The sequence below is a fragment of the Streptomyces sp. NPDC020747 genome (assembly GCF_044334695.1).
GTDB lineage: Bacteria > Actinomycetota > Actinomycetes > Streptomycetales > Streptomycetaceae > Streptomyces.
Window position 1 is genome coordinate 275451 of sequence record NZ_JBIRTJ010000009.1, and the last position, 26835, is coordinate 302285.

Here is a 26835-nt window from a genome sequence, read left to right on the forward strand (position 1 = left end):
CGTCGTTCTTGATCGGTCCCGGCGGCAGCTAGGGCCTGGCTCCGGTGGCACCTGGATGGGGTTGTTGCACATGCCGTAGCGGCATGTGGTGGGGTCGGGGCACCACAGCACGAAAGGCTCCGTCTGCGATGTACCCCTCCCTCACGCCTCCCCGGCAGGTCAAGATCGGTGATGCCGCTGCGTTCGCCGGGATCACCCCACGCGCCATCCGCCACTACCACGAGATCGGTCTGCTGCCGGAACCCGAGCGCGGCGGGGACGGCCGCCGCCGCTACGGCCATGACGACATGACCCGCCTGCTGTGGATCCGCAAGATGGCTGATGCCGGTATCAGCCTGGACGACATGCGGGCCGCCTTCGGCGAAGCCCGGGACGAAGCTGGAGACGAAGCCCTGGACCAAGCCCCGGATATCGAGTCGGTCCTGAGCAGGCTGGAGGAAACCTTGGCGGCGCAGGAGGCCGCCATCAAACGTCGGCGCGCGGCTGTCCAGCGCCTGCAGGCGGTGGGCAGCCCGCTGGGGCTGCTCTCCGAACTGGTCACGGACCGGCTCAGCCACCTGCCCCCGGGCGCGTTGCGCCCCTCCGATCTGGACGCCCTGCTGGTCACGGAACGGATCTTCGGTCCGCTGGGCGCCGCCATCCAGGCCGGCACGTTCATCGTGCTGGCCACCCACCCCGACCTGCGGGCCGAGGAGGACCGTCTTGAGGCGGCCGAGGCCGCCCTCGACGACGGCGTCGAACCCGACGACCCGCGCGTCGAAGAGCTCGCCGTACAGCGATGCGCTCACCAAATGGCCCTGAATCAGGCCATCGAGGCAGCTGGTCTCGACGCGGCCGAGGAGAAGATCTTCGAGATCTACGACGCCGACCTGAAAGGGGAGGAGGGCACAGAGATGAGTGCCGCCACAGCGATCACCAAGATGCCTTACGACTTCTCTCCTGCCCGGATGCGCTGCGTGGAACTCGCCGGACGGCTCTTCGGCGAGGCCCTTGCCGACGCCCACTCCGCGGACAGCTGATCGCCTGTGCCTGGCACTGACGTGGCCCGACAACCGGTCGCGTTCATCCGCATGTGACCGATCGGGTCAGACGTCGAGCCCGGGCCGTAACCAGGAGTGACATCACAACTGGCCGTACGTGGGGATTCCGAACTGGCCGCTGACAGTGTGCTGGCCTGGGGCAACATGACAGCGGCACCGCAGGCCAGCACGAACGCCGTCAAGACGCTCTCAGGCGGGACAGCCCGGTTAGCTATCGGTGCACGAGGGCCAGTGGTCTACCGCCCACTCCGGCCAGCCCGGCCAGCCCGCCGGCGGCGTCGGAATCTCGCCGCCGTCAAGTTCGGCGGCGTCAGGCACCTGGAACTTCTCCCGCCATCGGTCTACGTCGGCCTCACTCATCGGGAACGTCTGATGCGGTGCCGTCGCCTGGCGGTGCGCGATGCGGGCGAGCTGGACGTCCTTGTCCACGGGCAGGTAGACCACCTGGCATGCTGCTCCGACCGAGCGTGCCAGCCAGCGCAGTGCCGACCGTTCATCGCGGTCCCAGAGCCCGTAGTCGAGCACGACACCGGTCCCCAGCCGCAGCGCCTGCAGGACGACCGAGATGAGCCGCCCTTCGAGCACAAAGCGCTTGCCGTCGGCCATCGAATCGCCGAAGAGCGGGACCATCCAGTGATCCGGGGTCAGCCGCAGCGCCAGATGCGTTACGGCGAGCTCATTGGCACTGGTGGTCTTCCCGGCTCCGGGGAGCCCGACCATCAGGAGCAGGGTGGCGACACCCGGGTCCTGCGTGACAACGGATCCGGCTCCGTGCAGGCATGGGAACGGGAATGGGTTTTCGTACCGTGAATCGAAACGCTGCGAGTGAGACATGTCTCCCCTGATCAGGCAGGATGGCCCGGCAGCACAGAAACAAGTGTGTGACTGCCGGCAGAACACTGATCCGGCGGTACATCAGCAAGGGGCCGTAGTTACGGCAACCTCGGATACCGCCGCAAAGCGGCGGTACGGGTAGTCATAGCAGCGCAGCAGCACATGCCCGCACCGTGGCCGACCCGGACGTCGATCCGTCAGCAACCTGCGCGTCAAGCGAACCGGGCTCAGTCCTGCGGCGCCCTGAACATGGTTCCGCCAATTCAAGCGCTCATCCGCCAACTGAAGTGCTCAGTCACAGGTCCGGTACCTGCCGGTCTCGTGGCGGAGCAGGTGCATAGGATCGCCGGCATGGCGCTGCGACCTGTTCAGGTGAACATCAAGGCTGTCGACGGCTCGGCGGTCGGCCGGTTCTGGGCGGAGGCGCTCGGCTGGAGTGTGTTCAGCCCTGGCGTGACCACCTACGTCGGGCCGGACGGCGACCTCGTCTGGCCGCACCCGGTCGCGGTCTGCATCGATGTCGTTCCCGTCCCGGAACCCAAGACGGCGACGAAAAATCGTACGCACCTCGATCTCGCCACCAGCTCGGCGACCCAGCAGACGGAGCTGGTCGCGCGTCTGAAGGCTCTCGGTGCGACGCCTGTCGACGTGGGTCAGGGAGACGTGCCGTGGACGGTCCTCGCCGACCCCGAGGGCAACGAGTTCTGCGTGCTGGAGCCCCGGGAGGTCTACCGGGACACCGGGCCGATCGCCGCGGTGGTGGTCGACTGCGTGGATCCGCGGGCCATGGCCCGGTTCTGGGGCGAGGCGATGGACTGGACGCTGCACGAGGTGACCGACGATCACGCGTCGTTGCGCTCCACCAGGAGTGGTGGCCCGTATCTGGAGTTCCTCCGCTCGCCCGACGTGAAGACCGTGCCGGACCGCGTCCACCTCGACCTGCTGCCGTACCCCGGTGACGACAAGGCGGCGGAGGTGGCCCGGCTGCGGGCCCTCGGCGCCACCGACCTCGACCTCGGCCAGGGCGACGTCCCGTGGACATGCCTGGCCGACCCGGAGGGCCACGAGTTCTGCGTCCTCGCCCGGTCCTGACCCGGACGCTCAGCGACACCCCGACACGTGAGCCCTGTCCGCTCGTGCGCGGTGACCCCGGGTGGGTCGGGCCGGCCGGGCGGGTGTCGGTCATGAACGTCTTCTTCTCCAGCCGCCGCCAGTGAGGGATCATGCCCGTGGGCGAGATCGGGCCCACGGGGCGGAAACGGGGGTACGGCGGATGGTGTCGCTGGAGTCGAGGGAGCGGTGGCACTTCTCGTCGGGCCACGGGGGTATGTCGAGGCCGGCCGTGGCGGACGGTGTCGTGCACGTCAGCAGCGGGCCGGAGCTGTATGCCCTGGACGCGGCCACCGGGCAGCAGCTGTGGAGCTTCGTCACCGGTTATGACCGGATCAGCCCACGGACGCCGGTGGTGGCCGACTCGGTGGTCCACTTCGGCAGCGACGACGCGACGGGCCACACGTACGCGCTGGACGCGCTCACCGGGCGGCAGCTCTGGAAGGTCAGTACCGGTGCGCCCGTGACCTCGCGGGCCACCGTGGCCGACGGGGTGGTGTACATCGGCAACGGGAACGGCCTGCGGGCCCTCGACGCCACCACCGGGGAGCAGCGATGGGAGCTGACCGGCGGCGAGGTGCTCGGATGCCCGACCGTGGCCGACGGCGTGGTGTACGCGCACGTCGGCGGGGAGCGCGACAACAGGGGTCTCCATGCCGTGGACGCGGCCACCGGGGAGAGGCGCTGGCGGTTCAGCACCGGCCACGAGTGGAACGAGGGGTCGGCGCCGGCGGTGTCCGAGGGGACGGTCTTCCTGAGCAGCGGAAGCAGCCTGTACGCGGTGGACGCCCACGACGGGCGGCGGCGCTGGGAGTGCCGCACCGGCCACTATGTGACCGCCTCCCCCGCGGTCGCCGACGGCCTTGTGCACTGCGGCAGTTGGGACAGCCATCACTACGCGGTGGACACCGCCACCGGCGAGCCGCGATGGCGGTTCGCCGCCGACGGGGCGGTGGCGTCCTCGACGGCTGTGGCCGACGGGCTGGTCCACTTCGGCTCCTGGGACCACCACCTGTACACCGTGGACGCGGCCACGGGCGCGCTGCGCGGAAAGTTCCCGGCCGGTCGCCGGGTGGGCTCGCCGACGGTTGTGGACGGCGTGATCTACGTCGGCACTCTCAACGGCCACCTTCACGCCCTGCGGTCCTTGGTTCCCGGGCCGCAAGACGCCGGGAACTGAGCGCCTCCCGCCGAGGGAAGCGCCCGGTGTGCGCGCCTCGGAGTGATCCCTCTCAAGTCGCACGGCCGCTTCGGGGTGCCCACGGTCACGGCCGGAACACAACGGCCGGAACGCACAGGACGTACGGGCGGCCCGGTCCCGTTTCGGAGCCCGGGCCGCCCGCCCGGTCATCCCTTCTTGATCCGCAGGAAGGTGACCGAGTTCGCCGGGAAGGTGTACGTAAATCTGTCGGCCACCCCCGAGAACGTGGACGTGACCGGTGCGACGGCCGTGGCCGTCTCGGTGTTCACGGCGTCGGGCGCGGCGGCCAGCGTGGTCACCCGGGCCTTCGAGCGGACCTTCGCGCCGCCGAGGTCGATCGCCGTACGGGCGTCCGCCGCCTGGGCGTTGACCACCTTGACGATCAGGTCACCGGTCTTCTTGTCCTTGGTGACCACCTGGCGGAACGGCTCGGCCGGCTTGTCGTCGGTGAAGCTGCCCCACTCCTTGCCGTCGAGGTAGAGGGTCACCTGTCGGCCGCGCACCTTGATGTCGATGTCGTAGGCCCGGCCCGTCTCGATGGACCCGGCCTTGGTGACGAGCGTCGACTTGCCGCCGTCCACGGCCTGTTCGATCGCGGACTGGGTGTTGTTCCAGCCGCCCAGGTTCCACCAGTAGTAGTTGCCGGTGTCCTTGACGCCGAAGGCGACGAGGAAGCCCTCCTTCCCGGACTTCTTGGTGGCCTTCACATGCACGTCGTAGTCGTGCCAGGCCGGGTCGCCCGCGGAGACCATGGTGTTCTCGGCCGCCACGTCGTTCTGCACGTACTGCCCGTCCTGGACGCTCCAGCTGCCGCCGCCCGTGTGGGTCCACTTGGAGGCGTCACCGGAGAAGTCGTCGCTGAGCAGCGCGGTGCCGTCCGCGCCGGTCACCTTCACATCGTCGTACGCGGCGGTCGTCCCCCACGTCGACAGGCCGACCGCTCCCGTGATGGGCCCGTTCAGCGAAGGTGTGCCGGTCGCGGCCGACGGCACGACCCGGTCGCCGACGTTGCGCATGAAGAGCTTCTGGACCTCGTAGTTGGCCGAGTTCCAGGACGCGTGGTTGTTGAACCAGATCAGGTCGGGCCGCCACTGCACGTAGTCCTCGTTGGCGAGCAGCGGGGCGTACGAGGCGAGCTTCACGATGTCCGCGTTGCGTTCGAGGCCGGTCATGAACGCGGCTTCGGAAAGGGCGTTCTTGAAGGTGTTGCCCTGCGAGGCGTACTCGCCGAGGAAGACCTTCGGCCCCTTCCTGTCGTACGAGTCGTAGCGGTCGTTGTTCTGGAGGAACCACTGCGGGCTGTTGTAGTAGTGCTCGTCGACCATGTCGACGTTCGCTTCCCGGTTGAGCTTCCAGGCCGTGTCGAACGTCGAACCGCTGTCGTCCGGGCCCGAGTTGGAGATGACGCTGACGTTCGGGTACTTCGCCTCGATGGCCGCGCGGAACTTCTTGAAGCGTTCGAAGTACTCGTTCGGGAGGTTCTCCTCGTTGCCCACCGCGAGGTGGGTGAGGTGGAAGGGCTTCGGATGGCCCGCCTTGGCGCGCTTCCTGCCCCACTCGCTGGTCACGGGACCGTTGGCGTACTCGATGAGGTCCAGGGTGTCCTGGATGTGCCGCTTGAGGAGCGCGTCGTCGTCGACGGCCCTGTTCTGGCCGCAGCCGGTGACGAGGGCGGGCACCACGGGCAGCGGCATCGCGCCGATGTCCTCGGAGAACTGGAAGTACTCGTGGTAGCCGAGCCCGTAACTCTGGTTGTAGCCCCAGAAGTTGGCGTTCGTCGCGCGCTGCTCGACGGGTCCGACGGTGTCCTTCCACTGGTACGAGCGCTTGCGCTCCCAGTTGGAGGCCTCGCTGTAGTCCTGCATGGAACCCGTGTTGACCAGACAGCCGCCCGGGAAGCGGACGAAGGCGGGATCGAGGGCGGCGATCTTCTCGGCGAGGTCCTTGCGCAGACCGTGCCCCTTGTACGTGTCACGCGGAATGAGGGAGATCATGTCGAGCGCGACGGGGCTGCCGGCGGCCACGCCGAGTCGGCCGGTGGCGCTGGTACGGGTCGCGATGAAGCGTGCCGTGTACTTGGCCCAGCCGCCGCGGGCCGTCACGCGCCTGGCCTCGGCGAGCTCGCCGTCGGCGTCCTGGAGGGTGACCGTGAGCGCCGATCTCCCCTGCGCGCGGGCCCACACCGAGAAGTCGTAGACCTTGCCCTTCTCGACCGAAATACCGGTGTTGTAGCCGGAGTTGGTGACGGACGAACCGCCGTCCAGGGCGAGGTACGTGCGGTTGCGGGGGCTCAGGCGGCCGTCGTCGTCCGCGGTCTTCGCGGCGCCGGTGGCCGCCCAGGAGGTGAGCGACGTGTACGAGCCGTTGTCGGCCTTGGAGTACTCGAAGGACCGGTTCTGCACGAGCTCCGCGTACAGGCCGCCGTCCGCGGCCCGGTTGATGTCCTCGAAGAAGACGCCGTACATCGTGTCGTCGATCTTCGCGCCCGCGGTCTTCGGGTCGACGGTGATCGCATAGTCGGTGGTGTCCTCGGCGGTGACATCCTCGGCGGCGGCGTTCACCGGGGCCGGGACGAGGAAGGACGCGGCCAGCAGTGCGGTGGCCGTGAGGGAGAGTCTCCAACGGGTGCGGGTGGGTGACATGGATCCTCCGCGGCTCTAGAGGGGGTTCAGCAAGTGAGATCAGATTGTTCGATATATCGGACACTGATCAATACTTCGAACGGCAAGATAGGTAGAGGGCAGGAACACGTCAATGGGTTGCACAGGAGAGGCCGGAGAGGCGGAAGGGATGTCCGAATACTGGCCGGTGACCGACGTGTTGGCGTATCTGGCGGGCGGCTGGCGCGTGGAGCGTTCGGTGCGGGATCTCGCGAGCGGAGCCCGGGGTTCGTTCAGCGGGGCGACGGTGTTCGAGCCGCTCGACGACGGGGCCGGGCTGCTCCACCACGAGTCCGGCACCTTCGTGTGGCAGGACGTGGCCCGCCCCGCCGAGCGCACCCTGCGGTTCCTGGCGGACGACGACGGAGCAGGCCGCGCCGACGTGCGGTTCGCGGACGGCCGCCCATTCCACGACCTGGACCTGACCTCCGGACACCACGTCACCGACCATCCGTGCGCGGCGGACCTCTACCGGGGCGAGTTCACCGTGCGCGACGCGGACCACTGGCGGACGGTGTGGCGTGTGGGCGGCCCCGCCAAGGACCTGCTCCTCACGACGGACTACACGCGGGACACCGGGCAGGACTAGAGACGCTCGGACTGGGCCTCGAAGCGGAGGTTCCAGCGCCCGGCCCGGCCGGTGAGCGTGGCCGTCGACAAGGGGCGGACGTCGAGGTTCCAGTACGCCGACGGGTGTGCCCTGAGTGCGTAGACGAGCGCACCCCGTACGACGGCGGGCTCGGCCACGGCGACGATGCGGCCCCCGTCGTCGGCCGGGCGGGTGTCGAGCCAGCCGCCCACCCGCCGGATGAACTCCACCAGCGACTCCCCGCCGTGCGCCGCCGAGTACGGGTCGGCGAGCCAGGCGTCCACGGTCTCGGGTTCGCGGGCCATCGCCTCGCCGAGCGTCAGCCCGCGCCAGCGCCCCATGTCGCAGTCGCGCAGGGCCGGCTGGGCCAGCGGCGCGAGGCCCAGTGCGTCACCGGTGGCCCGGCTGCGCGGAGTGGGCGAGCAGTACCGCAGCTCGGCCGCCGCCAACGGCACCAGCATGTGCGCGACGCGCTGCACCTCGCCCCAGCCCGCCTGGTCCAGCGGCCGGTCGTCGTCGAAGCGCTCGGCGAGCAGCGAGGAGCTGCGGGCGGCGGCGATCAGCGTGACCCGAACATGCATGCGGCGATGGTGGAGGCCGGGACTCCGCAGGTCAAGAGGTGATCGGCAGCACGCACGGAATGCTCACGGACGGTGGATCGACCGAGACCCGGTGCCATCGGATCACCGAACATTCGGTGACGTCTGTTCGTCGCGCCCGGCTCAGAGCGTTCGTCGCGCCCAGCTCGGACTGTTCGGCATGCCGGCTCAGGCTGTTCGTCGCGTCCGGCTCAGACCTGGAGCACCTCGTCACACGCCACCCGCAGTCTCCGTACGCCCTCCGTGATCTCCGCCGTCCCCGCGACCGCCGCGAAGCTCAACCGCAGGTGTGCGGCCGGGGGTTCGGCGCTGAAGTAGGGGCGGCCGGGGGTGACGGCGACGCCCGAGCGGAGCGCGGCGGTGAACAGGGCCTGCTCGTCCGTGCCGTCGGGGAGGCGCAGCCACAGGTGGTAGCCGCCGGACGGGATGTGGGGCAGGGCGAGTTCGGGAAGGTTCAGCCGGAGCGCGGCGGTCATCGTGTCGCGGCGGTTCCTCAGCTCGGTCGCGACGGCACGCAGATGCCGCGGCCAGGCGGGCGAGCCGACGAGTTCCAGGGCCGCCTCCTGGAGCGGGCGCGGCACGAAGAAGGTGTCGACGACCTGGATCGCCCGCAGCCGTTCCAGTACGGGCCCGCGGGCGGCCAGCGCGCTCACCCGGAAGCTCGGCGAGGTCGCCTTGGTGAGGGAGCAGACGTGCACGACGACTCCGTCGGGGTCGTCCGAGGCCAGCGGACGCGGCAGCGGTCCCGCGTCCTCGTGCACGAGTCGGCGTACGAAGTCGTCCTCGATCACGAACGCGCCCGCCTCGCGGGCGATCCGCAGCACCTCGCCGCGTCGCTCGGGGGCGAGCACCGCGCCGGTGGGGTTCTGGAAGAGCGGCTGGCAGACGAAGACGCGGGCGCCGGTGGCCTTCAGGGCGTCGGCGAGCAGCGCCGGTTTCACACCGTCCCGGTCCACGGGCACCGGCACGGGTCTGAGGCCGGCGGCGCGGGCGATCGCCAGCATGCCGGGGTAGGTGGGCGACTCGACGAGCACCGGAGCGCCGGGAGGGGCGAGCGCGCGCAGCGCGGTGGTCAGCCCGGACTGGCCGCCCGCCGTGATGAGCACCTCGGCGGCGGTGACGGCACCGCCGATCCCCCGCGCGAACCACTCGCGCAGCTCCGGCAGCCCGTCCACGGGCGGACGCCCCCAGGCGCCGGGGCGGCGGCCGGCCCGGGACAGGGCGGCGGCCATCGCCCGCTCCGGCTGGAGCGAGGGGTGCAGATAGCCGCCGCTGAACTCGACGACTCCCGGCGGCGGGGCGGCGAGCGTGACGAGCACCGCGGTGGCATCGACCGTGCGCGGTACGAGTTCGGCGGCGGCGTCCGCGCTCAGCGTGACCTCCTGCCAGGAGGTATCCCCGACGGCCGGCCCGGCCTCGCGCGGCGCGGCCCGGAACGCCCCCGCTCCGGGCCGGGTGACCACCAACCCCTCGGCGGCCAGTTGGGCCAGCGCCCGGGACACGGTCACGGGACTCACCCGGAACCGCTCGACGAGGGCCCGACTGGACGGCAGCTTTCCACCTGGAGAGTAGCGGTTCAGCTCACTCTTGAGCCGACTAGCCAGATAACCGACACTGCTACGCTCTTGCATGAGAGCAAAGGATAGCGCTACTGCGCAGACCGCGATAGCGGTGCCCGTCGCCCCTGGATCCGGTCGGCCCACCACGGGCCGGCGCTCCGCCGCGAGGGCCGGCACCCTCCAGGCCGCCCTCGGCGTCACCGCGTTCTCTCTCACCTTCCCGGCCACCGCCTGGGGTCTTGAGGGGTTCGGCCCCTGGTCCCTCGTCGCCGTACGGACCGTCCTGGCGGCCGTCATCGCGGGCGGCTGCCTGCTCGCCCTGCGGGTGCCGCTCCCCGACCGCCGTCACTGGGCGGGCCTGGCCGTCGTCGCCGCCGGAGTCGTGCTCGGCTTCCCGCTGCTGACGACCCTCGCCCTGCAGACGTCGACCACCGCGCACGCCGCGGTCGTCGTCGGGCTGCTCCCTCTCACGACAGCCCTGTTCTCGGCGCTGCGCGTCGGCACCCGCCCCTCCCGCACCTTCTGGATCGCGGCGTCCGCGGGCGCGGCCGTGGTGATCGCGTTCACCGTGCAGCAGAGCGGCGGCGCACTGACCACCGCGGACGCCTACCTCTTCGGGGCCCTGCTGATCTGCGCCGCCGGATACACGGAGGGCGGCCGGCTGGCCCGCGTGATGCCGGGCTGGCAGGTCATCGGCTGGGCGCTGGTCCTGTGCCTGCCGGTGACGGTTCCCGTGGCCGCGATCGCGCTGTCGCAGGAGCCCGTACAGCTGACCGCGCACAGCGTGACCGGGCTGCTGTGGGTCGCGGCCGGCTCCCAGTTCGTCGGTCTGGTCGTCTGGTACCGCGGCATGGCGGCGATCGGCATCCCGAAGGCCAGCCAGTTGCAGTTGGCCCAGCCGCTGCTCACACTGGTGTGGTCGGTGCTCCTCCTGGGCGAGCACCTGACACCGGCCGCACCACTGACGGCCGCGGCCGTGCTCGTCTGCATCGCCGTCACCCAACGGGCCCGGGGCTGACCGGCCCGTACGAGCCGGTTCCAACCGGTGTCACCCGCCGTAGACTTACGGCCACCAACCGCTACTCCCGTGCGGAACGAGGAGGCCCTACAGATGCAAGCAACCGTAGGCGACCATCTGCTGGTGCACGGCAGGATCGTCGGGCAGCACGACAAGGTCGCGGAAGTCATCGAGGTACTCGGGCAGAAGGGCAGTCCCCCTTACCGGGTCCGCTTCGAGGACGGCCACGAGACCCTGATGTCACCCGGCCCCGACTGCGTGGTCCAGCACCACGAGGAAACCCGCTAGGCCTTGCGCGCGGGCTTCGCCGGCTGCTTGTAGTGGTCGGCGACCACGCGTGCCATGGCCCCGATGCTGTCGGCCGCCACTTCCCTGGCGGAGAAGAAGATGTGCCCGCGTACCTCCGGGTGGTCCCGCGCGAAGGTGAGGTGGCGGGACAGCTCGGCCACGTCCTGCCAGGCCGCGGGCTGCGCGGGGTCACCCGCCTTGTAGAGCGCCTCACCCACGTACAGCTTCGTGCTGCTGCCGCGCGCTGCCTCGGCCCACCAGGGGACCAGCTTCGCGTAGTCGGCGGCGGCGAAGCCGATGTTCCAGTAGAGCTGCGGGACGATGTAGTCGATCCAGCCCTGCCGGACCCATTTCCTGGTGTCGGCGTGCAGATCGTCGTACGTCTGCACCCCGGCCCGGGTGTCCGAGCCCCGCGAGTCGGTCGTGGCGTTGCGCCATACCCCGAAGGGGCTGACCCCGAACTTCGTGCCCGGCCGGACCTTCTTGATCCGGGTGGCCGTCTCCAGCACCAGCCGGTCGATGTTGTTCCTCCGCCAGGCCGCCCGGTCGGCGAAGTCGCCGCCGTACGCGGCATACGCGTCGTCGTCGTCGAAGACCTGGCCCGCGACCGGATACGGGTAGAAGTAGTCGTCCCAGTGCACGGCGTCCACGGCGTACTTCTTCACCGCGTCGAGCATCGCGTCCTGGACGAACGCGCGGACCTCGGGCAGCCCCGGGTTGTAGTATAGCTTCCCGCCGTAGGGCACTACCCAGTCGGGGTGCTTGCGCGCGGGGTGCGAGGCGACGAGTTTCGTCGGGTCGGTGTGGTTGGCGATCCGGTACGGGTTGAACCAGGCGTGCAGTTCCAGACCGCGCGCGTGGGCCTCCTTCACGGCGGTGCCGAGCGGGTCCCAGCCGGGGGCCTTGCCCTGGACGCCGGTGAGGCACTGCGCCCAGGGCTCGTACGGCGAGGGCCACAGCGCGTCGGCCGTGGGCCGCACCTGGAAGATCACCGCGTTCAGCCGGCGCTCCACCGCCTGGTCGAGGTGGGCGAGCAGTTCGGCGCGCTGCCGGGCCGCGGTCAGCCCGGGCTTCGAGGGCCAGTCACGGTTGGCGACGGTCGCCAGCCACATGCCACGCAGTTCACCGGCCGGAGCACGGCGCCTGCGGGGCCGGGAGTCGTCGCCCCCCGAGTCGCCATCTCGTCCGTCGCCCCCGGAGACCTCCGCCGCCACCGCCAGTCCCGCCGTCACGAGTCCCGTCAGCCCGACCGCCGCGGCCGCCGCGAATCCCCGACGTGACATACGCCTCATGCCGCACGCTCCCCAACACTCCGGGTCCGCCTGGTCACGGACCGTTTCCACCGCACAGCATGCCCGACCCGGCCGGACGATCGTGTGCGGTTCCGGAGTAACGTGCGTGGCGGTGACAGGCGCCGGACGACGGGGACCTGTCGGGCCAGGTGACGAGTGAGAGCGAAAGGGACGATGTGACGGACATCCCGGCGGGAGACATTGCACGCGTCGGAGTGGTGGGCTGCGGCCAGATGGGGGCGGGCATCGCCGAGGTGTGCGCCCGCGCCGGACTGGACGTGAAGGTCGCCGAGACCACCGGTGAGGCGTTGGAGATCGGCCGGACCCGGCTCCACAACTCGCTCTCCAAGGCAGCCGAGCGCGGCAAGATCTCCGGGGAGGAGCGCGACGCCACCCAGGCGCGGCTCTCCTTCACCACCGACCTCGGCGAGTTCTCCGACCGCGATCTGGTGATCGAGGCGGTCGTCGAGAACGAGCAGGTGAAGACCGAGATCTTCCAGGTGCTGGACCAGGTGGTGACCCGGCAGGACGCGATCCTCGCCTCCAACACCTCCTCGATCCCGCTGGTGAAGCTCGCCGTCGCCACGTCGCGTCCCGACCAGGTCATCGGCATCCACTTCTTCAACCCGGCCCCGGTGCAGAAGCTCGTCGAGCTGATCCCGGCGCTCACCACGTCCGAGGGCACCATCAGCCGGGCCCAGTTGCTGGTCGAGAAGACCCTCGGCAAGCACGCGATCCGTGCGCAGGACCGCTCGGGCTTCGTGGTCAACGCGCTGCTGATCCCGTATCTGCTCTCCGCGATCCGGATGTTCGAGTCCGGCATGGCGAGCCGCGAGGACATCGACAACGGCATGGAGCTGGGGTGCGCCCATCCGATGGGGCCGCTCAAGCTGTCCGACCTGATCGGTCTCGACACGGTGTCGTCCGTCGCGTACTCGATGTACGAGGAGTACAAGGAACCGCTGTACGCGGCTCCGCCGCTGCTTCAGCGGATGGTCGACGCGGGGCGGCTCGGACGCAAGTCCGGCTCCGGTTTCTACACTTACGCCTGATTTCTGCGTAACCAGCCGAGCGCTCCCGCGGGTTGTCCGTTGCCTGCGGGTTCGTTGCGGCTTGCTACCGTCCGTATAACCTCAGGCCGACGCGGGCCCGGCTCCCTTTGGGGAGCCGGGCCCGCGGCATTCACACACCGTGTGCGCGGCGGGCTCGCATATGCCCCTCGCACACTCTCCCCACGTGTCCACCAGGCGAGTTGACTTTCCGTGCGCATGAAGCGGATGTGACGACTACGGAAAGGAGCGGACCCGTGACCGCCGACCCGGAGCATCCCGTGGTCCATGGAGAACTCGCAGAGTTACGCCGCCGACTCGATGTGGCTCATGCCCGCGTCGAGGGCGGCCTGGCTCTGCTCAGCCATCGCGCCGAACAGACCGCCAAGGAAGTGGACGACCTGAGCGCACGGATCGTCACACTGGAACACACCCGCTGGCCGCTGCGCGCGGTAGCGGTCGTCACGGCCGTGGGCGCGCTCGCCGTGGCGGTCTATCAGGCTCTGGGCCGCTAGGCCCCAGGACGCGGTCGGGGGATCAGGGCAATGCGTCCTGCCCGAGCCTCAGATGGTGCAGGAGGAGCAGCGCGGCTGCCATGTTGGCGGCCGGGACCTCGCCGCGGGCGACCATGTCGGGGACGAGCTTGAGGGGAACCCACTCCCGACGGTCCGACTCGAAGTCGTCCACGGGATGCCCGATGTACGCGCCTTCGTCGGCCCAGTAGATGTGGTGCCGTGCGTCGGTGAGCCCGTTGGACGGCTCGACGCTCATCAGATGGCGCAGAGGTCCCGGTCGCCACCCGGTCTCCTCCTCCAGTTCGCGGGCCGCCGCGACGGCGATGTCCTCGCCGTCCTCGACGACACCCGCGGGAAGCTCCCATCCCCAGCTGTCGGTGATGAAGCGGTGCCGCCACAGAAGCAGCACCTCGTTCGCCTCATTCACCACGGTGGCCACGGCGACGGGCCGCAGCCGTATTAAGAAGTGATCGAGGTGCCGACCGTCCGGCAACTCGACATCTGCGAGATTGACGCTGAACCAGCGGTTTGCGTACACAGTTTGTTCGTTCAGTTTCGTCCACTGCACGGTTCTGCCACCTTCCGCCGAGTAGATGGCAATATGGCAGCAGGAGCGTCTTCACAGCGCAGCGGCAGGCACAGAGTTGCCCACCGCGGGGAGGCTCGGGGGCTCCCCGCGGTGGCCGGAACGTCTAGAGCGGTACGCGCAGTGCTCCGTCGATGAGTTCAGCGGCTTCGGAGGTGCCCGCGCACCCGTTGGCCACCAGGTGTTCGCGTACCGCCCGCAGTCTGTCGCGCAGCCGCTGGGACTCCATCCCCCGCGCCCGCTCCGCCATCTCGACCGCGGTGACCACCGCCTTGTCGGCGTTGCCCTGGCGCAGTTCGATCTGGCTGAGCATGGCGAGCCGGTGCACCCTGCCCCGGTCGTGCGCCGGATTGTCCACGGCCGCCGCGGCGTGCTCCCGCGCGGCGGACAGGTCGCCGAGGCTCAGCAGTGCCTCCGCCACCTGTACGTTGACCAGCCCGGGTTGGACATAGCCGGTCTCGTCCGGTTCGTAGCCGCGCCGGATGCGCTCGGCGGCCTGCTCGGCACGCCGGATGCAGGACAGCGCGCTGCTGCCGTCGCCGAGGTGTGCGTACGCCTTGGCCTGCATCGCGTAGAGGTCGGAGGCGAGCGCCGGAGTGATGTGCCGGCCCGCGGCGCGCAGCGCGGCCTCCGCGAAGGCGACCGCCTGCCGGTGCTCGCGCATGAACAGCGCCTGGTTGACGAGGAGCGCGATGACGTAGGCGCCAAGTCCCCTGTCCCCGCTGGCTTTCGCGAGTCTGAGCGCCTGGTGGAAGTACCGCTGGGCCAGGCCGTGCGCGTCGGAGTCGTAGGCGCAGATGCCCGCGATCGCCACCAGACCGCCGGTGGCCCGGTGCAACTGGCGGCCGGTGGCGTCGGTGTAGCTGCCTCTGAGGAGCGGCGCGGTCTCGGAGTTGAGGAATCCGACGATGCGGGTACGGGTCGCCACGCCGCCGGCCTTGCGGTACATCTGCTCGTAGTGGGCGCGGGCGGCGCGCAGCATCTCGATGTCGGACATGCTCACGCGATGCCGTCCGCCGCGCGAGACGTCCACGTCCTCGGGCGGGTTCTCCCACTCCCACACGGGCATCACGGCGGGCGTGCCGGTGACGGCGGGAGCGCCGAGGATGTGCGGCCGCTGCTGTTCGTCGGAGCGCCACAGCGCGGTGGCCCGCTCCACGAAGCCGGAGAGCGTCGTGCCGTGCGGGGTGGCCGGTTCGCCGGGCATGCCGAGGCCGATGTCGTCGAGTGTGACGGGCCGTTGGAGCCGGCCGGCGAGCACCTCGCACATCAGGTCGGGCACCTGGCCGCGCGGTCGCTGACCCTTCAGCCACCGCGCCACGGCCGTGTGTTCGTAACGGAGTGCGAGGCCACGTGCCCGGCCTGCCTGGTTCACATGGGCGGCGAGTCCCGCGTGCGAGATCCCGGCCTCGTCGAGGATCGCGTCGAGCAGAGTGTTGGGCTGCATGAAGGCCATCCGGTGGCTCGGTGCAGACGGTGCTGCTTAACGTAGCGCCTCCGTCTTCACACGGGGTGTGAACGGAGTGCCCGAATCCGGGCAGTACGCGCGCTGTTGCGGAGAGTTGCTACCCGGTTGACTGAATTGCCTCGTAAGAGGCCGGCCGGGCCGCCGGCTCCCCCTCGTACAGTGCGGCGGCCCGATTCGCGCCGTCCGCCCAGCCGCCTGCCCGACACTCCGTGGCGGGGCGGACGGCACCGCCGGGTCGTCCACTCGGTTGTGCGAGGTAACAGCGCCCTATAGGGCGCTGTTGTGAGCCTCCGGTTTGCCCTGTTGGGCAGGCACTTTCGCTCGATCGTTGCGCAGGACCAGTACGGCCACGTCGTCCGTCGGGAATCCTCCCGCGTGCCGCAGGAGTTGGGTGAGGACCGTGCGGAGTACCGCCTGGGGTGAGACCGGTTGGGTGCGGGCGGCCTCGGTGAGCGTGGTGGCGAGGGGAAAGAACCGGCCGTCGCCGTCGCGGGCGTCCTCGACACCGTCGGTGTGCAGGAAGAGCGCCTCGCCGGGCAGGAAGGGCCCGCAGCGGACGACGGGCAGCTCGGCGGGGAGCGGGAAGAGCCCGAGGGGAGGCAGGGGGCCACCGACGGCGAGGTGCTCCACATGTCCTCGTACGCCGGCCGGTCCCGTGTGGTGGCTCAGCAGATACGGCCACGGGTGACCGCAGTTGAGGGCGCGCATCTCGCCGTCGGGGCCGATCTCCAGGAGCAGCAGGGTGACGAACTCCTCGGCGACCGGGTTGTCGGGGTCGAGCCCGGACGAGGGATGCTCGGCCTTCGCGCGCTCCCGCAGATGCCTGGCCATCGCGCGCTCCAGCCTCCGTAGTACGCCCGTGAGTTCGGCCTCGTCGTGGACGGCCTCGCGGAAGCTGCCGAGCACGGCGGCGACGGTACCGAGGGCGGCGAGTCCGTGCCCGCGGACGTCGCCCATCACGATCCGCACACCGTGCTCGGTGCCGATCACCTCGTACAGGTCTCCCCCGACGGTGGCCCCGCGGTCTGCGGAGAACTGCGCCGCCGCGATGTTCAGCCCGTCGACACGCGGCGGCGGCGGACGGAGGAGGGCGCCCTGGGCGGCTCCCGCGACCTTGCGGATCTGTCGGAGTTCGCGCAGCAGCCCTCGTCTGACGTGCAGCATCAGGCCCGTGCCGACGGCGAAGAAGACGGCGCAGGTGACGATCCGGGCGCCGAGCCCGTCCTCCTGGGCGAGCGGACAGGCCAGTTTGTACGTGATCGCCGCCGCGCCCCACACCGCGGGCAGCCCCATCTCCAGTACCCGCCGCAGTCGTTGCTGGTCCCGGCCGAGCCGACGGGCCTCGCTGCGGCCCAGTCGGCGGGCCCTGGCACGGTGCAGCCTGTCGGCCTGTGTGCGACCGAGCGTCCGGGATACGGTTTTCCGCCATCGTGTCCGGTGGCCCACCCCGGGACCGGCCCGACGGAAACCCCCAGCCTTGGTATGGATCATGCCGATGGCCCCCCTAAGGCCCTGTTCAGCGCAGGCACCGGCCTGTTCGGCCGGGTCGATTCTGTCGACCGCCTGCCCCGATCGGCCCGGATCGCCCACACTTGTCACCCGAATGAGTGAGGTGACACGAACAGCGCCCCGAAAGGGGCGCGGGGCTGTGAATTTTGCGGCTCCGCCGCGAGAGCGCGACCAGCCGCAGGCCCCTGAAAAGGGGCGCGGGGAACTGCGCAACAAGCCACGACGCAGCCGCAGCCGCAGCAAGCCATCAACCCGCAGTTCCCCGGCACCACCTACGAAGAGCTAGCTCCGAAGAACAGCCCCCGCACGCTCGCCCGCGAGGGCAACGGCAGCGTCACGCGCCGCGGAGGCCTCGTCCACGGTCAACGTGCGATCGTCCGCGCGGAAGCGCAACGCGTACGCCAGCGACTTCCGTCCCTCGCCGAGCTGCTCTCCCTCGTAGACGTCGAACAGCCGGATGGACTCCAGCAGTTCGCCCGCGCCCTCGCGGAGCGCGGCCTCGACGTCGGCCGCCGGGACGTCCCCGGAGACGACCAGCGCGACATCCTGCGTGGCCACCGGGAAGGTCGACACGTGGGGGCCCTTGGGAAGTCCCGCACTCGCCTGCTCCAGCACGTCCAGGTTCAGCTCCATCGCACAGGCTCGCGCGGGCAGCCCCAGGGCCTTGAGGACACGGGGGTGCAGCTCGCCCGCGTACCCGATGACCCGCTCGGCGCCGTCCACGACGACGGCGAGCTCGGCGCAGCGGCCCGGGTGCCACGGCCCGTACTGGCCCTGGCGCACGAGGAGTTCGGTCCCCGCCTCGTGGGCGAGGGCGCGCGCGGCCTCGACGGCGTCGGCCCAGTCGGCCGGGCGGCCCTTGCCCCACCAGCCGGCCTGCTCACGGGCGCCCGCGAGGACGACGGCGGCGTGCCGGGGCTGGACGGGGAGCGCGTCGGTGAGGGACGCGATCTCCTCGTCCGTGGGACGGCGGTCGACGGGCAGCCGCACCGCGACGCGCAGTTCGTCCTGCGGGTGGAAGACCAGGCCCGTCTCGAAGAGCGCCAGGTCGTGCGAGCCCCGCCCGTCGTTGCGGCGCAGGGCCTGGAGGAGGCCCGGCAGCAGCGTCGTACGGAGCGCGGGCTCCTCGTCGGAGAGCGGGTTGACCAGCTTGACGACCCGGCGCTTCGGGTCGTCGGCGGCCAGGCCGAGCTGGTCGAAGACGGGCTCGCCGATGAACGGGTAGTTCAGCGCCTCGACATAGCCGGCGCCGGCCAGCGCGCGGCCGACCCGGCGGTGCAGCCGCTGCCGGTCGGTGAGGCCGAGACCCGCGGGGGGCTTCGGCAGCGTCGAGGGCAGGTTCTCGTAGCCCTCAAGCCGGATGACCTCTTCGGCCAGGTCGTTCGGGTCCGTCAGGTCGGGCCGCCAGGACGGCACGGTGACGATCAGCTCGTCCTGCCCGTAGACGTCGCAGCCGACCTGCTGAAGACGGCGTACGACGGTCTCGCGGCCGTAGTCGACGCCCGCGACCTTGTCCGGGTGGTTCGCCGGGATGCTGATGGTGCGCGGCGCCGAGGGCGCGATGACCTCGGTGACGCCCCCGTCGGCGGTGCCGCCCGCGAGGAGGACCAGCAGGTCGACCGTGCGCTGGGCGGCGGCGGACGTGGCCTGGGGGTCGACGCCCCGCTCGAAGCGCTTGGACGCCTCGGAGGCCAGCTTGTGACGGCGGGCCGTGCGCGCGATGGAGATCGGGTCGAAGTGCGCGGCCTCGACGACGACCTCGGTGGTGGTGCCCTCGGTGTCGTCGATCTCGGTGTTGGCACCGCCCATGACACCGGCCAGGCCGATCGGCCCGCGGTCGTCGGTGATCACCAGGTCCTCGGCGTCCAGCGTGCGCTTGGCGCCGTCGAGGGTGGTGAGCTTCTCGCCCGGCTCGGCCCGGCGCACACCGATCGTGCCCTGGACGCGGGAACGGTCGTACGCGTGCAGGGGCTGACCGAGCTCCAGCATCACGTAGTTGGTGATATCGACGGCCAGCGAGATCGGGCGCATGCCCGCCTTCTGGAGGCGGCGCCGCAGCCAGATCGGGGAGCGCGCCTCGGGCGACAGACCGGTGACGGTGCGCGCGGTGAAGCGGTCGCAGCCCTGCGGGTCGGAGACCTGCACGGGGTGGCCGAACGCGTTCGGGCCCGGTACGTCGAGCAGCGCCGGGTCGCGCAGCGGCAGGCCGTACGCGGTGGCGGCCTCGCGGGCGACGCCGCGCATCGACAGCGCGTAGCCGCGGTCGGGCGTGACGGCGATGTCGAGGACCTCGTCGACGAGTTCGAGCAGCTCGACGGCGTCGGTACCGACCTCGTGCTCGGGCGGCAGGACGATGATCCCGCCGGTGCCGTCGTCGCCCATGCCCAGCTCGTCGCCGGAGCAGATCATGCCGTGCGAGGTCTTGCCGTACGTCTTGCGCGCGGCGATCGCGAAGTTGCCGGGCAGCACGGCGCCGGGCAGGACCACGACGACCTTGTCGCCGACGGCGAAGTTGCGGGCGCCGCAGACGATCTCCTGCGGCTCACCGGTGCCGTTGGCCTGACCTACGTCGACCGTGCAGAAGCGGATGGGCTTCTTGAAGCCCTCCAGCTCCTCGATGGTCAGCACCTTGCCGACGACGAGGGGGCCCTTGAGGTCGGCGCCGAGCTGCTCGACCCTCTCGACCTCAAGGCCGGCGGAGACGAGCTTGGCCTGCACGTCGCGGCCGGTCTCGGTGGCGGGGAGGTCGACGTACTCCCGCAGCCAGGAAAGCGGGACCCGCATCAGATCTCCATCCCGAACGGCCGGGTGAACCGGACGTCACCCTCGACCATGTCTCGCATGTCTTCGACGTTGTGGCGGAACATCAGCATCCGCTCGATGCCGAACCCGAAGGCGAATCCGCTGTACTTCTCGGGGTCCACACCGCACGCGGTCAGCACACGCGGGTTGACCATGCCGCAGCCGCCGAGCTCGATCCAGCCCTCGCTGGAGCAGGTGCGGCAGGGGCGGTCGGGGTTGCCGATGGACTCGCCCTTGCAGACGTAGCAGAGCATGTCCATCTCGGCGGACGGCTCGGTGAAGGGGAAGTAGTTCGGACGCAGCCGAGTCTTCATGTCCGCGCCGAAGAGCGACTGGACCATGTGGTCCAGGGTGCCCTTGAGGTCAGCCATGGTCAGGCCCTCGTCGACGGCGAGCAGCTCGATCTGGTGGAAGACCGGGGTGTGCGTGGCGTCCAGCTCGTCCGTGCGGTACACGCGGCCGGGGCACACGACGTAGACGGGCGGCTCCCGGTCGAGCAGTGCGCGGGCCTGCACGGGCGAGGTGTGGGTGCGCAGCACGACACCGGACTCGCCGTCGCTGTCGGCGCCATTGGAACCGTTGGCGCCCTTGGGGCCCTGTACGAAGAAGGTGTCCTGCATCTGCCGGGCCGGGTGGTCCGGGCCGAAGTTCAGGGCGTCGAAGTTGAACCACTCCGCCTCGACCTCGGGGCCCTCGGCGATCTCGTATCCCATGGACACGAAGACGTCCGCGACCCGCTCCATCATGATGGTCAGCGGGTGCCGGGCGCCGGACGGTACGCGGTCGTGGGGCAGCGTGACGTCCACGGCCTCCTCGACCAGCACACGTGCGTCGCGCTCGGCCTCCAGCTCGGCCTGGCGGCCGGCGAGCGCCTTGTTCACCGCGCCGCGGGCCTGGCCGACGAGCTTGCCGGCGGCGGCCTTGGCGTGCGGGGGCAGGGCGCCGATCTCGCGGTTGGCGAGGGCCAGCGGCGAGGCGCCGCCGGTGTGGGCGACCTTGGCCTCCTGGAGCGCGTCGAGGTCACCGGCGGCGGCGAAGGCGGCGAGCGCCTCGTCCCGCATGCGCTCGATCTCTTCCGGTTTCAGTGCCTCGACCTCAACAGGGTCGTACGACTTGTTCGGTGCCGACATCTCTTCCCGTGCTTCCGATTGGTTGGCCAACGGTCCCCGTCGCGACTCGCGGGACGCCCTGTCTCTGAAAACGAGACGCCCTGTCCCTGAAAAGGGGACGCAAAGGTGCCAAAGGCCGAGTCTAACGGGGGTGAGGTATGCGAATGCGCCCGTGGGGCCGCTTCGGCGTTACTGCAGGTACGCCGGGGTGCCCACGGGCAACGTAAATCGGAACTGTGCGCCGCCCTCGGGGGCGCGGCCGACCGTGATGGTGCCGCCGTGGGCTTCGACGATGCCCTTGACGATGTAGAGGCCGAGGCCGGTGCCGCCGCGCTTGCTGCCCCGCCAGAAGCGGGTGAAGACGCGGTTCATGGACTCCTCCGGGATGCCGGGGCCTTCGTCGCTCACCGTGACCGACGTGCAGGCGTCCTCTCCTTCGCGGAGGGACGGCGCGGGCTCCACGTCGATGGTGACGGTTCCCTCGCCGTGTCGCACCGCATTTTCCAGCAGGTTGCTGAGCACCTGGTCGACCTTGTCGGGGTCGGCCCACAGATCGGGCAGGGGCTGGCCGATGCGCAGCAGGAAGCGGTCGGCCGACTGGCCGGAGGCGACGTACGCCTGGATGTGCCGGCCGACGGCGGCACCTATGTCGACGGGCTGACGGCGCAGTTCGAGGCGCCCGGAGTCGATGCGTGAGATGTCGAGGAGCTCGGCGATGAGGCGGGTGACCCGGTTGGCGTCCGCGTCGACCGTCTCCAGCATCAGCTTCTTCTGGTCGTCCGTGAACCGCTCCCACTTGGCGAGCAGCGTCGCCGTGAAGCCCTTCACCGAGGTGAGCGGCGAGCGCAGCTCGTGGGCGACCGTGGCGATCAGCTCGGCGTGACTGCGCTCGGTGCGGCGACGGGCCTCGGTGTCGCGGAGGGAGACGACGACGCGGCGGACCGGGCCGGTGGGCCGCACCCGCACGTACCGTGCCGAGACCAGGACCTCCCGGCCCCCGGGGAGCAGCAGATTGCGCTCGGGCTGTCCGACCCGGATGGCCAGCCCGCCGTACGGGTCGGTCAGCTGCCACCAGCGGCGGCCTTCGAGGTCCTCCAACGGCAGGGCCCGTTCGAGATGCCGGCCGAGGGCGTCGGCGGCGGGCGTGGCGGTGATGCGGGCGGCCGCGGCGTTGAAGCAGATCACCCGGCCGCGCTCGTCGGCGATCACGAGTCCGTCGGGTAGTTCGTCGGGGTCGATGCCGAGTTCGGCGAGATCGCCGTGCCGGGACGCGGGCGCGTTCCGCACGTCATGTGCCCGCAGTGCGCTCTTCGCACCGCTCGTGCCGACACTCATCCCCGTACCCCACCTCTCGTCTGGCGCAGGGCCCCCGAGCCCGTCACCCTACTAGCTGGGAGTGACCGAACGGACCCCCTCAGGAACCAGCACGGCGGGCACGCTGCGCACGAGCCGACGCGTAGAGACATACGGCGGCAGCCGTCGCGAGGTTCAAGCTCTCGGCCTTGCCGTGGATGGGCACGCGCACGACGGCGTCCGCCAGCGCGCGCGTCTCCTCCGGGAGCCCCCACGCCTCGTTCCCGAAGACCCAGGCGGTGGGCCCGCTCATGGTGCCCTTGTCGAGCTCGTCGTCGAGGTCGTCCTCGCCCGCTCCGTCGGCGGCGAGAATCCGCACCCCGGCGTCCTTCAGCCCCTGCACCGCGTGCTCCACGGGTACGCCGACCGCGACGGGCAGATGGAACAGCGAACCGACCGACGCCCGTACGGACTTGGGGTTGTAGAGGTCGACGGACGCGTCGGTGAGGACGACGGCGTCGGCGCCCGCGGCGTCGGCGCAGCGCAGGACGGTGCCGGCGTTCCCGGGGTCCCGGACGTTCGCCAGTACGGCGACCAGCCTGGGCGCGGCCTTGAGGATCTCCTCGAACGGCGTGTCCAGGAACCGGCAGACCCCGACGAGTCCCTGTGGGGTGACGGTCGTGGAGATGTCCGCGATCACGTCCTCGGCGGCGAGGTGCACCCGGGCGCCGGTGTCCCGGGCCTCGCCCACGATGTCGGCGTACCGCTCGGCGGCGTCCGGCGTCACGAAGAGCTCGACGAGTGTCTCGCCGCCGTCCCCCCGATGCCCGGCAGCCTCCCGCACGGCCTGCGGCCCCTCCGCGAGGAACAGCCGCTCCTTCCCCCGGAAGTTCCGCCTGGCAAGCCGCCGAGCGGCGGAAACGCGCGCGGAACGGGGGGAGATCAGCTCGGGGCCGACAGGCATGGGTTCACCTTTGGTTCACGGGTGGGGCACGTCGTTCCGCCGGGTTCACGGGGCCGGGGCGGGCCACTTGTTTCCGCCGCGGCGGCGTTCAGCCACGACGGTGGATTCCGGCGGTGCCGAACCGGCGGGCCCCACGCGCGGCGGAGGAAAACACAAGTGGACCCGCCAGCCGAGAGGCGAGCGGGTCCACAGCGGTTCCGGCCAAGGCCAGCGCGAGCGTCACGCAGCCTTCGGCGCGTTGACGTCCGACGGCAGCGCCTTCTGCGCGACCTCGACGAGCGCGGCGAACGCGTTCGCGTCGTTGACGGCCAGCTCCGCGAGGATCTTGCGGTCGACCTCGATGTTGGCCGCGTTCAGACCCTGGATGAAGCGGTTGTAGGTGATGCCGTTGGCGCGGGCAGCGGCGTTGATGCGCTGGATCCACAGCCGACGGAAGTCGCCCTTGCGCTTCTTGCGGTCGTTGTAGTTGTAGACCAGGGAGTGGGTGACCTGCTCCTTGGCCTTGCGGTACAGGCGCGAACGCTGACCGCGGTAGCCGCTGGCGGCTTCGAGGATCGCCCGGCGCTTCTTGTGGGCGTTGACTGCCCGCTTGACGCGTGCCACTTTTTAACTCCTTGTAGCGGGGCCGTGGTGGTCGTCACACGGCCCGAAATCGATTGGGTCCCGGTCCAGACGTACGGCGCCGAGGCGCCCGGACGTCACTTGCCGAGAAGCTTCTTGATCTTCTTGGCGTCGCCCGGGGCCATCTCGGCGTTGCCGGTGAGGCGGCGCGTCACGCGCGACGACTTGTGCTCGAGCAGGTGGCGCTTGCCGGCACGCTCGCGGAGCACCTTGCCGGAGCCGGTGATCTTGAAGCGCTTGCTGGCACCGCTGTGCGACTTGTTCTTCGGCATAGCGCCGTTCTCTCCTCGTCAGTGGCGCTCCTGTGCCCGGTCGTGAAACCGGGCACAACGGAACGTCATGTGTATCGGTTGACGTCCCCGGACTCGCATCCGGGAACCCCCTTGGGACTCGCGCCCCGGGATCAGGCCTCGGCGGGAGCCTCGGCCTGGGCCTCGGCGGTCTCGACATCGGCGTCGGTGTCGGCGACCTCCCCCTCGGGAATGTCGTCGCCCGTGTGGTTCTGCGACTTGCCCGGGTTGGCCTTCGCCTCCGCCTTGCGTGCCGCCTGGGCCTCGCGGGCCTCGGCCATCGCCTCGGTCTTCTTCTTGTGCGGACCGAGAACCATGATCATGTTTCGGCCGTCCTGCTTCGGGTTCGACTCGACGAACCCGAGGTCCTCGACGTCCGAAGCGAGACGCTGCAGCAGTCGGTAGCCAAGCTCAGGCCGGGACTGCTCGCGACCACGGAACATGATCGTGATCTTGACCTTGTCGCCCTGCTTGAGGAACCGGACGACGTGACCCTTCTTGGTGTCATAGTCGTGCGGGTCGATCTTCGGCCGGAGCTTCATCTCCTTGATGACCGTGTGCGCCTGGTTCTTGCGCGCCTCACGGGCCTTCATGGCCGACTCGTACTTGAACTTCCCGTAGTCCATGAGCTTGCAGACGGGCGGACGAGCGCTCGCCGCCACCTCGACCAGGTCGAGGTCGTACTCCTGCGCAAGCTCCAGGGCCTTGGCAAGCGGAACAATCCCGACCTGCTCGCCGCTGGGACCGACAAGTCGCACCTCGGGAACGCGAATCCGGTCGTTGATGCGGGGCTCGGTGCTGATGGATCCTCCTCGGATAGCACCACACGGCTGTCTGGCAGACAGCTCGCGTACGTCTGTTTCACTGAACCAACCACCGCGGCACATGAAAAATGCCCCGGACGGGACACAGGCGGTGGCTCCAAGAATGACCGGAGCACCGCCGCGGTGGCCCGCGGGGCGCATATCCAGCGACTCCATCGTCCGTACGGAACGATGGTGGCCGCCTGACCGGGTGACCCGCCGTCCCGGAGGATGGTCGGGTGGGAGATCGGAGCCTCCACTTGCGGGCCGGGCACAGGAGTGACCGGCCGGTCGTTACACAAGGTTAGCAGCTCCCCCGGGGTGGTGCGAATCGGCCTGCACGCACTGTTTCCCGGGCCTCCCACGAGGCGGGGCCGGGGGCTCCCGCGGACGGAGGCCGCCGGGCCGGGGCCTATCGTGTGGGCATGAGTGAGACCCCTCCCCAGACCCCCGACTTCGACGCCATGACCCGCGACATCGCGGAGGTCCCCGCGGTCGAGGTCCTCGTGACGGTCGCCGTCAACCTGATGAGCGCCGCCGCCGTGAAGCTCGGTCTGACCGAGGAGGGCGACAAGTTCAAGGACCTCGACGAGGCGCGCAAGCTGGTGCACGCGCTGGCCGGGCTGCTCGACGCGAGCACGACCGAGATCAGCTCCTTCCACGCGGCCCCGCTGCGTGACGGCCTGAAGTCGCTGCAGCTGGCGTTCCGCGAGGCGTCCCTCGTCCCGGACGAGCCGGGCCAGGGCCCGGGCGAGAAGTACACGGGCCCGGTCTTCGGCTGACCCGCCCGTCACCACCCGCTTCCGGCGTACGTCCGGCCTTCTTCTTCACGGGCGTACGTCTCTTACTGGCGTACGTACAGGGGCTCGCCCGGTGGCGTCGCCTCGGCCGGCAGGAGTGCCAGGTCGAGGCCGCGTACCAGGCGGGCCCTCAGTGTCTCGTCCGCGGCGAGGCGCCGGGCGACGGCCTGGGCGGTCTCGGCCGGGGCGGCGGACGGGTCCAGTACGAGGGCGAGAGTGCCGTCGGCCCGGCCGGGGCCGAGGTGGGCGCGGAGCACCAGGGGCTCGTCGGCGACGGCGGCGCGTACCGCGGCGACCACGGCCGGATCGGCCAGCGGGTCCGTCGTCGTCCGTCCTTCGGCGAGCGCCAGCAGGGCCGGGCCCGTGAGCTCGTACGGGACAGGGCCCGCCAGGTCGAGTACGACGGTGTCGGCCTTCTCGTGGGCGGCGGCCTGGAGAGCCTGGTGCAGGGGTACGGCGACGGGGCGGGCCTCGGGGTCCCAGCGGGCCAGTGACTCGGTGGACGTGAAGGCGGGCAGGGCGGTCCGGTCGCCTGCCTTGAGGGTGGGGACGGCCATGTCGCTCGTCTTCTCGCGGCGCAGCCCGCCCTCCCGTCTCCCACCACCGCCCTTCTTGGGAGCTTCGCGCCCCTCCTGATCGTCCTCCTCGACCTCGCCGAGCACGGCGACCACGGGGACGAGGAGCCGGGCCCCCTGGAGCGCTGCGAGGACGGGGCCGTGCGCGGACCGGTCCTCGGCCCAGGCCGTGAGCGCCGCGCTCAGCCGGGGGTCGGCGGAGCCGTCGTCGTCGGAGAAGCCGGGGTCGGGGATGTTCTTGTTCGCCACGGGCACCGACCC

24 protein-coding genes and 1 pseudogene are annotated in these 26835 nt (G+C 70.5%); 9 read left to right on the forward strand and 16 right to left on the reverse strand.

Annotated elements, in window-relative coordinates; all coding sequences use genetic code 11:
* Positions 1-128 precede the first annotated feature (128 nt).
* Entirely contained in the window at positions 129-1019 is an 891-nt protein-coding gene (locus tag ACH4YP_RS24480; RefSeq protein WP_361063818.1) for a MerR family transcriptional regulator, read from the forward strand.
* 228 nt (positions 1020-1247) lie between these two features.
* On the opposite strand, the gene ACH4YP_RS24485 is transcribed toward ACH4YP_RS24480, so the two are convergent.
* Entirely contained in the window at positions 1248-1760 is a 513-nt protein-coding gene (locus ACH4YP_RS24485) for an AAA family ATPase (RefSeq protein ID WP_398492458.1), read from the reverse strand.
* 465 nt (positions 1761-2225) lie between these two features.
* On the opposite strand from ACH4YP_RS24485, the gene ACH4YP_RS24490 reads away from it, so the two are divergent.
* Together ACH4YP_RS24490 and ACH4YP_RS24495 are read left to right on the forward strand one after the other, a co-directional pair.
* Complete coding sequence (locus tag ACH4YP_RS24490) at positions 2226-2966, forward strand: VOC family protein (protein WP_398492460.1); 741 nt, start codon at positions 2226-2228, stop codon at positions 2964-2966.
* 181 nt (positions 2967-3147) lie between these two features.
* Positions 3148-4164: a PQQ-binding-like beta-propeller repeat protein gene (locus tag ACH4YP_RS24495; protein WP_398492462.1), complete on the forward strand. Its 1017-nt coding sequence runs from the start codon at positions 3148-3150 to the stop codon at positions 4162-4164.
* A 167-nt stretch (positions 4165-4331) separates the two neighbouring features.
* On the opposite strand, the gene ACH4YP_RS24500 is transcribed toward ACH4YP_RS24495, so the two are convergent.
* Complete coding sequence (locus tag ACH4YP_RS24500) at positions 4332-6827, reverse strand: alpha-L-arabinofuranosidase C-terminal domain-containing protein (RefSeq protein WP_398492464.1); 2496 nt, start codon at positions 6825-6827, stop codon at positions 4332-4334.
* Between the two features lie 148 nt (positions 6828-6975).
* On the opposite strand from ACH4YP_RS24500, the gene ACH4YP_RS24505 reads away from it, so the two are divergent.
* Positions 6976-7434, forward strand: coding sequence for a DUF6314 family protein (locus ACH4YP_RS24505; protein ID WP_361063803.1), 459 nt, complete (start codon positions 6976-6978; stop codon positions 7432-7434).
* Here the strand turns inward: ACH4YP_RS24505 and ACH4YP_RS24510 are convergent.
* Both ACH4YP_RS24510 and ACH4YP_RS24515 read right to left on the reverse strand, forming a co-directional pair.
* Entirely contained in the window at positions 7431-8015 is a 585-nt protein-coding gene (locus ACH4YP_RS24510) for a histidine phosphatase family protein (protein ID WP_361063800.1), read from the reverse strand. The genes ACH4YP_RS24505 and ACH4YP_RS24510 overlap by 4 nt on opposite strands.
* Before the next feature lie 209 nt (positions 8016-8224).
* Complete coding sequence (locus tag ACH4YP_RS24515; protein ID WP_361063797.1) at positions 8225-9664, reverse strand: PLP-dependent aminotransferase family protein; 1440 nt, start codon at positions 9662-9664, stop codon at positions 8225-8227.
* Here ACH4YP_RS24515 and ACH4YP_RS24520 point away from each other — a divergent pair.
* Positions 9663-10610, forward strand: coding sequence for a DMT family transporter (locus ACH4YP_RS24520; RefSeq protein WP_361063794.1), 948 nt, complete (start codon positions 9663-9665; stop codon positions 10608-10610). The two genes, ACH4YP_RS24515 and ACH4YP_RS24520, sit on opposite strands and share 2 nt — an antisense overlap.
* 93 nt (positions 10611-10703) lie before the next feature.
* Positions 10704-10898 (forward strand): DUF1918 domain-containing protein, encoded by a 195-nt coding sequence (locus ACH4YP_RS24525; protein ID WP_361063791.1) that lies wholly within the window; start codon positions 10704-10706, stop codon positions 10896-10898.
* Here the strand turns inward: ACH4YP_RS24525 and ACH4YP_RS24530 are convergent.
* Positions 10895-12190 (reverse strand): glycoside hydrolase family 10 protein, encoded by a 1296-nt coding sequence (locus tag ACH4YP_RS24530; RefSeq protein ID WP_398492468.1) that lies wholly within the window; start codon positions 12188-12190, stop codon positions 10895-10897. The two genes, ACH4YP_RS24525 and ACH4YP_RS24530, sit on opposite strands and share 4 nt — an antisense overlap.
* Positions 12191-12366: 176 nt before the next feature.
* Between ACH4YP_RS24530 and ACH4YP_RS24535 the strand changes: the two genes are divergently transcribed.
* Positions 12367-13242 carry a 3-hydroxybutyryl-CoA dehydrogenase gene (locus ACH4YP_RS24535; protein WP_398492470.1) on the forward strand — a complete coding sequence of 292 codons (876 nt, stop codon included), beginning with the start codon at positions 12367-12369 and terminating at the stop codon, positions 13240-13242.
* A gap of 254 nt (positions 13243-13496) precedes the next feature.
* Positions 13497-13754: a hypothetical protein gene (locus tag ACH4YP_RS24540; RefSeq protein ID WP_361067149.1), complete on the forward strand. Its 258-nt coding sequence runs from the start codon at positions 13497-13499 to the stop codon at positions 13752-13754.
* 22 nt (positions 13755-13776) lie between these two features.
* Here the strand turns inward: ACH4YP_RS24540 and ACH4YP_RS24545 are convergent, their stop codons facing one another.
* The 10 genes and pseudogenes from ACH4YP_RS24545 to infC all read right to left on the reverse strand — a co-directional run bounded on the left by ACH4YP_RS24545 (position 13777) and on the right by infC (position 25224).
* Complete coding sequence (locus ACH4YP_RS24545) at positions 13777-14322, reverse strand: NUDIX hydrolase (RefSeq protein WP_055613886.1); 546 nt, start codon at positions 14320-14322, stop codon at positions 13777-13779.
* A 124-nt stretch (positions 14323-14446) separates the two neighbouring features.
* Positions 14447-15787: a transcriptional regulator gene (locus tag ACH4YP_RS24550; protein WP_398492473.1), complete on the reverse strand. Its 1341-nt coding sequence runs from the start codon at positions 15785-15787 to the stop codon at positions 14447-14449.
* Positions 15788-16075: 288 nt separating this feature from the next.
* On the reverse strand, positions 16076-17101 hold the full coding sequence (locus ACH4YP_RS24555) for a PP2C family protein-serine/threonine phosphatase (protein WP_398492611.1): 1026 nt from the start codon (positions 17099-17101) through the stop codon (positions 16076-16078).
* 498 nt (positions 17102-17599) lie between these two features.
* Positions 17600-20101 carry a phenylalanine--tRNA ligase subunit beta gene (gene pheT, locus ACH4YP_RS24560; RefSeq protein WP_398492475.1) on the reverse strand — a complete coding sequence of 834 codons (2502 nt, stop codon included), beginning with the start codon at positions 20099-20101 and terminating at the stop codon, positions 17600-17602.
* Positions 20101-21249: a phenylalanine--tRNA ligase subunit alpha gene (gene pheS / locus ACH4YP_RS24565; RefSeq protein ID WP_398492477.1), complete on the reverse strand. Its 1149-nt coding sequence runs from the start codon at positions 21247-21249 to the stop codon at positions 20101-20103. Before pheS ends, pheT begins: the two co-directional genes overlap by 1 nt.
* Positions 21250-21417: 168 nt before the next feature.
* The gene (locus tag ACH4YP_RS24570) at positions 21418-22563 is read right to left on the reverse strand and encodes an ATP-binding protein (protein WP_361067138.1); all 1146 of its coding nucleotides are present in this window, start codon (positions 22561-22563) and stop codon (positions 21418-21420) included.
* Positions 22564-22642: 79 nt separating this feature from the next.
* A complete protein-coding gene (locus ACH4YP_RS24575) occupies positions 22643-23485 on the reverse strand; it encodes a TrmH family RNA methyltransferase (RefSeq protein ID WP_398492479.1) in 843 nt (280 codons plus the stop codon).
* A gap of 219 nt (positions 23486-23704) precedes the next feature.
* Positions 23705-24088 (reverse strand): 50S ribosomal protein L20, encoded by a 384-nt coding sequence (gene rplT, locus ACH4YP_RS24580; protein WP_266504458.1) that lies wholly within the window; start codon positions 24086-24088, stop codon positions 23705-23707.
* Positions 24089-24183: 95 nt separating this feature from the next.
* Entirely contained in the window at positions 24184-24378 is a 195-nt protein-coding gene (gene rpmI / locus ACH4YP_RS24585; RefSeq protein WP_019065473.1) for a 50S ribosomal protein L35, read from the reverse strand.
* A 131-nt stretch (positions 24379-24509) separates the two neighbouring features.
* Positions 24510-25224: pseudogene (infC, locus tag ACH4YP_RS24590) on the reverse strand (translation initiation factor IF-3).
* 400 nt (positions 25225-25624) lie between these two features.
* Between infC and ACH4YP_RS24595 the strand changes: the two are divergent.
* Positions 25625-25981, forward strand: coding sequence for a DUF1844 domain-containing protein (locus tag ACH4YP_RS24595; protein WP_361067130.1), 357 nt, complete (start codon positions 25625-25627; stop codon positions 25979-25981).
* 62 nt (positions 25982-26043) lie between these two features.
* Here the strand turns inward: ACH4YP_RS24595 and ACH4YP_RS24600 are convergent, their stop codons facing one another.
* Complete coding sequence (locus tag ACH4YP_RS24600) at positions 26044-26823, reverse strand: SseB family protein (RefSeq protein WP_361067127.1); 780 nt, start codon at positions 26821-26823, stop codon at positions 26044-26046.
* Between the last annotated feature and the right edge of the window lie 12 nt (positions 26824-26835).

Excerpts from the sequence above, each read along its gene's own strand:
- ACH4YP_RS24480 (WP_361063818.1), top strand. The coding sequence starts at position 129 with ATGTACCCCTCCCTCACGCCTCCCCGGCAGGTCAAGATCGGTGATGCC.
- ACH4YP_RS24485 (WP_398492458.1), bottom strand. The coding sequence starts at position 1,760 with ATGGTCGGGCTCCCCGGAGCCGGGAAGACCACCAGTGCCAATGAGCTC.
- ACH4YP_RS24490 (WP_398492460.1), top strand. The coding sequence starts at position 2,226 with ATGGCGCTGCGACCTGTTCAGGTGAACATCAAGGCTGTCGACGGCTCG.
- ACH4YP_RS24495 (WP_398492462.1), top strand. The coding sequence starts at position 3,148 with ATGGTGTCGCTGGAGTCGAGGGAGCGGTGGCACTTCTCGTCGGGCCAC.
- ACH4YP_RS24500 (WP_398492464.1), bottom strand. The coding sequence starts at position 6,827 with ATGTCACCCACCCGCACCCGTTGGAGACTCTCCCTCACGGCCACCGCA.
- ACH4YP_RS24505 (WP_361063803.1), top strand. The coding sequence starts at position 6,976 with ATGTCCGAATACTGGCCGGTGACCGACGTGTTGGCGTATCTGGCGGGC.
- ACH4YP_RS24510 (WP_361063800.1), bottom strand. The coding sequence starts at position 8,015 with ATGCATGTTCGGGTCACGCTGATCGCCGCCGCCCGCAGCTCCTCGCTG.
- ACH4YP_RS24520 (WP_361063794.1), top strand. The coding sequence starts at position 9,663 with ATGAGAGCAAAGGATAGCGCTACTGCGCAGACCGCGATAGCGGTGCCC.
- ACH4YP_RS24515 (WP_361063797.1), bottom strand. The coding sequence starts at position 9,664 with ATGCAAGAGCGTAGCAGTGTCGGTTATCTGGCTAGTCGGCTCAAGAGT.
- ACH4YP_RS24525 (WP_361063791.1), top strand. The coding sequence starts at position 10,704 with ATGCAAGCAACCGTAGGCGACCATCTGCTGGTGCACGGCAGGATCGTC.
- ACH4YP_RS24530 (WP_398492468.1), bottom strand. The coding sequence starts at position 12,190 with ATGAGGCGTATGTCACGTCGGGGATTCGCGGCGGCCGCGGCGGTCGGG.
- ACH4YP_RS24550 (WP_398492473.1), bottom strand. The coding sequence starts at position 15,787 with ATGCAGCCCAACACTCTGCTCGACGCGATCCTCGACGAGGCCGGGATC.
- ACH4YP_RS24555 (WP_398492611.1), bottom strand. The coding sequence starts at position 17,101 with ATGGGGCTGCCCGCGGTGTGGGGCGCGGCGGCGATCACGTACAAACTG.
- pheT (WP_398492475.1), bottom strand. The coding sequence starts at position 20,101 with ATGCGGGTCCCGCTTTCCTGGCTGCGGGAGTACGTCGACCTCCCCGCC.
- pheS (WP_398492477.1), bottom strand. The coding sequence starts at position 21,249 with ATGTCGGCACCGAACAAGTCGTACGACCCTGTTGAGGTCGAGGCACTG.
- ACH4YP_RS24570 (WP_361067138.1), bottom strand. The coding sequence starts at position 22,563 with ATGAGTGTCGGCACGAGCGGTGCGAAGAGCGCACTGCGGGCACATGAC.
- ACH4YP_RS24575 (WP_398492479.1), bottom strand. The coding sequence starts at position 23,485 with ATGCCTGTCGGCCCCGAGCTGATCTCCCCCCGTTCCGCGCGCGTTTCC.
- rpmI (WP_019065473.1), bottom strand. The coding sequence starts at position 24,378 with ATGCCGAAGAACAAGTCGCACAGCGGTGCCAGCAAGCGCTTCAAGATC.
- ACH4YP_RS24595 (WP_361067130.1), top strand. The coding sequence starts at position 25,625 with ATGAGTGAGACCCCTCCCCAGACCCCCGACTTCGACGCCATGACCCGC.